The sequence below is a fragment of the Arthrobacter sp. Hb9-2 genome (genome assembly GCF_059091165.1).
The window spans coordinates 1-342 of the sequence record NZ_JBNHGJ010000107.1 but is presented as its reverse complement, the minus strand read 5'-3'; the positions used below and the strand labels follow the sequence as shown (position 1 = coordinate 342).

Sequence of the window (342 nt, the reverse complement as noted above, 5' to 3'; positions counted from 1 at the left end):
CTTCGGAGATCTCCTCGCGGGTCTCGCCCATCCCCAGGATCAGGTTGGACTTGGTCACCATGCCCAGGTTCCGGCCCTGCGTGATCACATCCAGGGACCGCTCATAGCGGAACGCCGGCCGGATCCGCTTGAAAATCCTGGGCACGGTCTCGACGTTGTGCGCGAACACCTCGGGCTTGGAATCGCAGATCGCTTTGATGTGTTCAGGTTTGCCGGAAAAGTCGGGGATCAGCAGCTCCACCCCCGTGCCCGGGTTCAGTTCGTGGATCTTGCGGACCGTCTCGGCGTACAGCCACACGCCCTCGTCCTCGAGATCGTCGCGGGCCACGCCGGTGACGGTGG

At 63.7% G+C, this 342-nt stretch carries 1 protein-coding gene; it reads right to left on the bottom strand.

Annotated elements, in window-relative coordinates:
* On the bottom strand, window positions 1-342 hold a 342-nt coding region (locus tag AC5RV1_RS21410), incomplete at both ends, for a radical SAM protein (protein ID WP_493995962.1).